Raw genomic sequence first — 1,125 nt, 5'->3', positions numbered from 1 at the left:
ACGATGAGCAGGGCCAACTGACGACGGTGAGCAACCGCGCCGGTGAGGTGACGCGCCGCTTTGGCTGGCGCGACGGCCTGATGATCAGCCACCAGGACGCCGCCGGGCTGCTGAACGAATACCAATGGCAAGAGCTCGACGGCGTGCCGCGCGTGACGGCCTACCGCAACAGCGCCGGGGAATCCCTTGAGTTCGGTTACGACTTCGCCGGCGGGCGCCGCAGCGCGGTGCGCGGCGACGGCAAACGGGCGGAGTGGCGGCTGGATGACGACGACAACGTGGCGCAGTACACCGATTTCGACCAGCGCCGTTACGGTTTTATCTACCAACGCGGCGAGCTGTGCAGCGTGCTGCTGCCCGGCGGCGCGCAGCGCCAGAGCGAATGGGATCCTTACGGCCGCCTGCTGTCGGAGACCGATCCGCTCGGCCGCGTGACGCGCTATCAATATTCGCGTAACAGCGGCCGGCTGTTCGCCGTCGCCTACCCGGACGGCAGCAGCGAGGCGCAGCATTGGGACACGCTGGGGCGCCCGACGCGCTATGTCGATGCGCTGGGCAATGCCACGCTGTACCGTTATCCGGATGACGAAGAGAGCCTGCCCGCTAGTGTGATCGACGCGCTGGGCGGGGAAGTGAAGCTGGAGTGGGACGCCCGCGGCCAGCTGACGCGCTACACCGACTGTTCCGGCAGCGTCACGGCTTATACCTACGATGCGCTGGGGCAACTGACGGCGCAGACCGATGCCGAAGGCCATCAGACGCGCTACCTGTGGGATAACGGCGGCCGCCTGCACACCCTGATCCACCCGGACGGCGGCGAAGAGCGCTTTAACTGGAATGCGCACGGCCAACTGGCCGAACATCAGGACGCGCTGGGCAGCCTGACCCGCTGGCAGTACAACGCCCTGGGGCTGCCGGTCAGCATCACCGATCGCATCAACCGCACCCGGCGCTATCACTACAGCCCGCAGGGCTGGCTGACGCGGCTGGAGAACGGCAACGGCGGCGAATACCGCTTCAGCTACGATGCGGTGGGCCGCGTGCTGACCGAAGAGCGCCCGGACGACACCCGCCACGATTATCGCTACGGCGCGGCCGGGCTGCTGGAGGAGCACCGCGAGGTCG

The 1,125-nt window shown here is 67.6% G+C and carries 1 pseudogene; it reads left to right on the top strand.

The annotated features are described in order from the left end of the window. Positions 1 to 1,125: pseudogene (locus tag ACOWVD_RS25460) on the top strand (type IV secretion protein Rhs); the annotation flags it as partial.

The organism is Serratia sp. SA088, assembly GCF_049065515.1.
In the GTDB taxonomy this organism is placed as follows: Bacteria; Pseudomonadota; Gammaproteobacteria; order Enterobacterales; family Enterobacteriaceae; genus Serratia; species Serratia nematodiphila.
Note: the sequence above shows the minus strand (reverse complement) of the source record. Positions and strands in the feature narration are given on the sequence as shown.